The following is a 4,666-nucleotide window of genomic DNA, read 5'->3' on the forward strand; positions in this document are numbered from 1 at the left end:
TTTTTCACTTATGGTATAATAAGCATTGTATTTATTGTATATGAATCTGGAGAAAAAATCAAAGATATTTTTGAAGGATAATATGAGAATAAGGGAGAATATATGACCTTAGAATGGGAAGAATTTCTAGATCCTTACATTCAAGCTGTTGGTGAGTTAAAGATTAAACTTCGTGGCATTCGTAAGCAATATCGTAAGCAAAATAAGCATTCTCCGATTGAATTTGTGACCGGTCGAGTCAAGCCAATTGAGAGTATAAAAGAAAAAATGGCCCGTCGTGGTATTACTTATGCGACCTTGGAGCACGATTTGCAGGATATTGCTGGTTTGCGTGTGATGGTCCAGTTTGTAGATGACGTTAAGGAAGTAGTGGAGATTTTGCACAAGCGTCAGGACATGCGAATCATACAGGAGCGAGATTACATTACTCATCGAAAAGCATCAGGCTATCGTTCCTATCATTTGGTAGTAGAATATATGGTTGATACCATCAATGGAGCCAAGACTATTTTGGCAGAAATTCAAATACGTACCTTGGCCATGAATTTCTGGGCAACGATAGAACATTCTCTCAACTACAAGTACCAAGGGGATTTCCCAGAGGAGATTAAGAAGCGACTGGAAATTACAGCTAGAATCGCCCATCAGTTGGATGAAGAAATGGGTGAAATTCGTGATGATATCCAAGAAGCCCAGGCACTTTTTGATCCTTTGAGTAGAAAATTAAATGACGGTGTAGGAAACAGTGACGATACAGATGAAGAATACAGGTAAACGAATTGACCTGATAGCCAATAGAAAACCGCAGAGTCAAAGGGTTTTGTATGAATTGCGAGATCGTTTGAAAAGAAATCAGTTTATACTCAATGATAGCAGTCCGGACATTGTCATTTCCATTGGTGGAGATGGCATGCTCTTATCGGCCTTTCATAAGTATGAAGACCAACTTGATAAGGTACGCTTTATCGGTCTTCATACAGGACATCTGGGCTTTTATACCGATTATCGTGATTTTGAGTTGGATAAGTTAATGACCAATTTGCAGCTAGATACCGGAGCAAGGGTTTCTTACCCTGTTCTAAATGTGAAGGTTTTTCTTGGAAATGGAGAGGTCAAGATTTTTCGTGCCCTCAATGAAGCCAGCATCCGCAGGTCTGATCGAACCATGGTGGCAGATATTGTCATCAATGGTGTTCCCTTTGAACGTTTTCGTGGAGACGGGCTAACAGTTTCAACACCGACTGGTAGTACGGCTTATAACAAGTCTCTTGGCGGTTCTGTTTTACACCCTACCATTGAAGCTTTGCAATTAACGGAAATTGCCAGCCTCAATAATCGTGTCTATCGAACGCTGGGCTCTTCCATTATCGTTCCTAAGAAGGATAAGATTGAACTCATTCCAACGAGAAATGATTACCATACCATTTCGGTTGACAATAGCGTTTATTCTTTCCGTAATATTGAGCGTATTGAGTATCAAATCGATCATCATAAGATTCACTTTGTCGCGACTCCTAGCCATACTAGTTTCTGGAACCGTGTTAAGGATGCCTTTATCGGCGAGGTGGACGAATGAGGTTTGAATTTATCGCAGATGAGCATGTCAAGGTTAAGACCTTCTTAAAAAAGCACGAGGTTTCTAAGGGGCTTCTGGCCAAGATTAAGTTTCGAGGTGGGGCTATTCTGGTCAATGACCAACCACAAAATGCAACCTATCTATTGGATCTTGGGGACCGCGTTACTATCGATATTCCCGCTGAGGAAGGCTTTGAAACCTTGGAAGCTATCGAGCGCCCACTGGATATTCTCTATGAGGATGACCACTTTCTAGTCTTGAATAAACCCTATGGAGTTGCCTCTATTCCTAGTGTTAACCACTCCAATACTATTGCCAATTTTATCAAGGGTTACTACGTCAAGCAAAATTACGAAAATCAGCAAGTTCACATTGTGACCAGGCTTGATAGGGATACTTCTGGCTCGATGCTCTTTGCCAAGCACGGCTATGCCCATGCACGATTGGACAAGCAGTTGCAGAAGAAGTCCATTGAAAAACGCTACTTTGCTTTGGTTAAAGGTGATGGACACTTGGAGTCAGAGGGGGAAATTATTGCCCCGATTGCGCGTGATGAAGACTCCATTATTACCAGACGGGTGGCTAAAGGTGGAAAATATGCCCATACTTCCTACAAGATTGTAGCTTCTTATGGAAATATCCACTTGGTCGACATTCGGCTGCACACTGGTCGAACCCACCAAATTCGAGTCCACTTTTCTCATATTGGTTTTCCTTTGTTGGGCGATGATTTGTACGGTGGTAGTCTGGACGACGGCATCCAACGTCAGGCCCTGCATTGCCATTACCTATCCTTTTATCATCCATTTTTAGAGCAAGATTTGCAGTTAGAAAGTCCCTTGCCGGATGATTTCAGCAACCTTATTACCCAGTTATCAACTAATACTCTATAAAAACTGTTTCAGAGTATAATTATTATCTTAAAGGAGAAAACTCATGGAAGTTTTTGAAAGTCTCAAAGCCAACCTTGTTGGTAAAAATGCTCGTATCGTTCTCCCTGAAGGGGAAGAGCCACGTATTCTTCAAGCGACTAAACGTTTGGTAAAAGAAACAGAAGTGATTCCTGTTTTGTTAGGAAATCCTGAAAAAATTAAAATTTATCTTGAAATTGAAGGGATCATGGATGGTTATGAAGTCATTGACCCTCAACATTATCCTCAATTTGAAGAAATGGTTGCTGCCTTGGTGGAGCGTCGCAAGGGCAAAATGTCTGAAGAAGATGCACGCAAGGTTTTGGTTGAAGATGTAAACTACTTTGGTGTTATGTTGGTTTACTTGGGCTTGGTTGATGGAATGGTGTCAGGTGCGATTCATTCAACTGCTTCAACAGTTCGTCCAGCCCTACAAATCATTAAAACTCGTCCAAATGTAACTCGTACTTCAGGTGCCTTCCTCATGGTTCGTGGCTCTGAACGTTACCTATTTGGAGACTGTGCTATCAACATCAATCCAGATGCAGAAGCTTTGGCTGAAATTGCCATCAACTCAGCAATCACAGCTAAGATGTTTGGAATCGAGCCTAAAATTGCTATGCTAAGCTATTCTACTAAAGGTTCAGGTTTTGGTGAAAGCGTTGATAAGGTCGTTGAAGCAACTAAAATTGCTCACGACTTGCGCCCTGACCTTGAAATCGATGGTGAGTTGCAATTTGATGCAGCCTTTGTTCCTGAAACTGCAGCTTTGAAAGCTCCTGGAAGTACGGTAGCTGGTCAAGCAAATGTCTTCATCTTCCCAGGTATCGAGGCAGGAAATATCGGATACAAGATGGCTGAACTTCTTGGTGGCTTTGCGGCAGTAGGTCCTGTTTTGCAAGGTTTGAACAAGCCTGTTAACGACCTCTCTCGTGGATGTAATGCAGATGATGTTTACAAGTTAACCCTTATCACAGCAGCTCAAGCAGTTCATCAATAGTGAAAACTATAAAGCGATATACTATGCTATACTGTAGTTATGAAACTATGTACGAAAAGCACTGCCATTAACTCCTGAGAACTAAATTACTGATTGGTGTCAAAAAGGACAACTTCCAAGCGATGATATCCTGTCTATATACGACCTATAGAAATCTGTAATATACATGTCCGTAAAACGATAAATTCCCTTTTTGATTTTAAATGAGTATGAAAAGAGAATTTTTTCATGAGAAAACGCATAATATTGAGTGTTTTGACACCTGCTATTATGCGTTTTTTATAATTTTTGCACCTTTCTTAGCCTTTGTTATCGACAAGTATTGTTTTCTAGCTTCTTGTTTTTAGAATGGCAATTTCCCAGCGAAAGCACCCAGTTTTTTCTTGGTAGTTTTATCGATTTGTTCAAGAGCAGAGTTGATGGCTTGAACGGTCATATCAGAAAGAGTTTCAAGGTCCTCTGGGTCAACGACAGCTGGATTAAAGTCAATGCTGACAACTTTCTTATCTCCAGTTAAGGTCGTTTGGACAAGGTCTTGAGCAGATTTGCCAACAAATTGCATGGCAGCAAGTTCGGCCTGGCTTTGTTCCATTTGTTTTTGAAGTTTTTGTGCTTGACGCATCATGTTTTGCATGTTCATCATAAGATTTCTAAAGTTCCTTTCATCTCAAGGGGATAATCCTTGTTGTTAACAAGTGCCTGATTTTCTCTCCTAATTGTTATTAGTAGCATAGCCATCAAGCCCAAGTATTGATTTTATTATACCATTTTTTTAAGACATAGTCTTTTATTGGTGAGAGTTATTTATATCAAGGAGTGATTAGAAATAAATTAAAATAATTATTTTTGTTAAGAGGGGCTCTATTCTAGTTTCATGGAAATGATTTTACTAAAGGTTTGTATGCTTTGTCTACAAACATGTTACCTCTATCTATTTTCGGATAAATAGTTGTCTATTATTATTTTTATGCTAATAGTAAAATCTAAATGGTAGCCTCCCGACTTTATCACTTAAAAAATACAAAAGGGCAGCTACCCCCTTGCGCCACAAGGGATTTCGCTGTTCTTTAATCTCGTTTAGGTGTTGTATATGGAGCTTTGGCGTAATTTTTGAGTTCTTCAAACTTCACGAACCCTTTGTTCCATTCCATGCCCAATAATCTATTTAGTAGCTGCATA

5 protein-coding genes are annotated in these 4,666 nt (G+C 40.0%); 4 read left to right on the forward strand and 1 reads right to left on the reverse strand.

Going from position 1 to position 4,666, the window contains the following annotated elements; genetic code table 11:
- Positions 1 to 102 precede the first annotated feature (102 nt).
- Genes HT671_RS09440 through pta form a run of 4 tightly spaced genes read left to right on the forward strand, consistent with a single transcriptional unit; the run spans position 103 to position 3,487 of the window.
- A complete protein-coding gene (locus tag HT671_RS09440; RefSeq protein WP_000171679.1) occupies positions 103 to 774 on the forward strand; it encodes a GTP pyrophosphokinase family protein in 672 nt (223 codons plus the stop codon).
- A complete protein-coding gene (locus HT671_RS09445) occupies positions 758 to 1,576 on the forward strand; it encodes an NAD kinase (RefSeq protein ID WP_050207566.1) in 819 nt (272 codons plus the stop codon). The genes HT671_RS09440 and HT671_RS09445 overlap by 17 nt, the downstream gene beginning before the upstream one ends.
- Positions 1,573 to 2,469: an RluA family pseudouridine synthase gene (locus HT671_RS09450; RefSeq protein ID WP_001209995.1), complete on the forward strand. Its 897-nt coding sequence runs from the start codon at positions 1,573 to 1,575 to the stop codon at positions 2,467 to 2,469. The genes HT671_RS09445 and HT671_RS09450 overlap by 4 nt, the downstream gene beginning before the upstream one ends.
- Before the next feature lie 43 nt (positions 2,470 to 2,512).
- Positions 2,513 to 3,487, forward strand: coding sequence for a phosphate acetyltransferase (gene pta, locus HT671_RS09455; RefSeq protein ID WP_172923142.1), 975 nt, complete (start codon positions 2,513 to 2,515; stop codon positions 3,485 to 3,487).
- A gap of 343 nt (positions 3,488 to 3,830) precedes the next feature.
- On the opposite strand, the gene HT671_RS09460 is transcribed toward pta, so the two are convergent.
- Entirely contained in the window at positions 3,831 to 4,130 is a 300-nt protein-coding gene (locus HT671_RS09460; RefSeq protein ID WP_050971582.1) for a YbaB/EbfC family nucleoid-associated protein, read from the reverse strand.
- Positions 4,131 to 4,666: the final 536 nt, after the last annotated feature.

Source organism: Streptococcus sp. 2741, assembly GCF_013276315.1.
In the GTDB taxonomy this organism is placed as follows: domain Bacteria; phylum Bacillota; class Bacilli; order Lactobacillales; family Streptococcaceae; genus Streptococcus; species Streptococcus pseudopneumoniae.

What these genes read in the sequence shown, in the direction of transcription:
- HT671_RS09450 (WP_001209995.1), top strand. Translation starts at nt 1,573, where the DNA reads ATGAGGTTTGAATTTATCGCAGATGAGCATGTCAAGGTTAAGACCTTC.
- HT671_RS09440 (WP_000171679.1), top strand. Translation starts at nt 103, where the DNA reads ATGACCTTAGAATGGGAAGAATTTCTAGATCCTTACATTCAAGCTGTT.
- HT671_RS09445 (WP_050207566.1), top strand. Translation starts at nt 758, where the DNA reads ATGAAGAATACAGGTAAACGAATTGACCTGATAGCCAATAGAAAACCG.
- HT671_RS09460 (WP_050971582.1), bottom strand. Translation starts at nt 4,130, where the DNA reads ATGATGAACATGCAAAACATGATGCGTCAAGCACAAAAACTTCAAAAA.
- pta (WP_172923142.1), top strand. Translation starts at nt 2,513, where the DNA reads ATGGAAGTTTTTGAAAGTCTCAAAGCCAACCTTGTTGGTAAAAATGCT.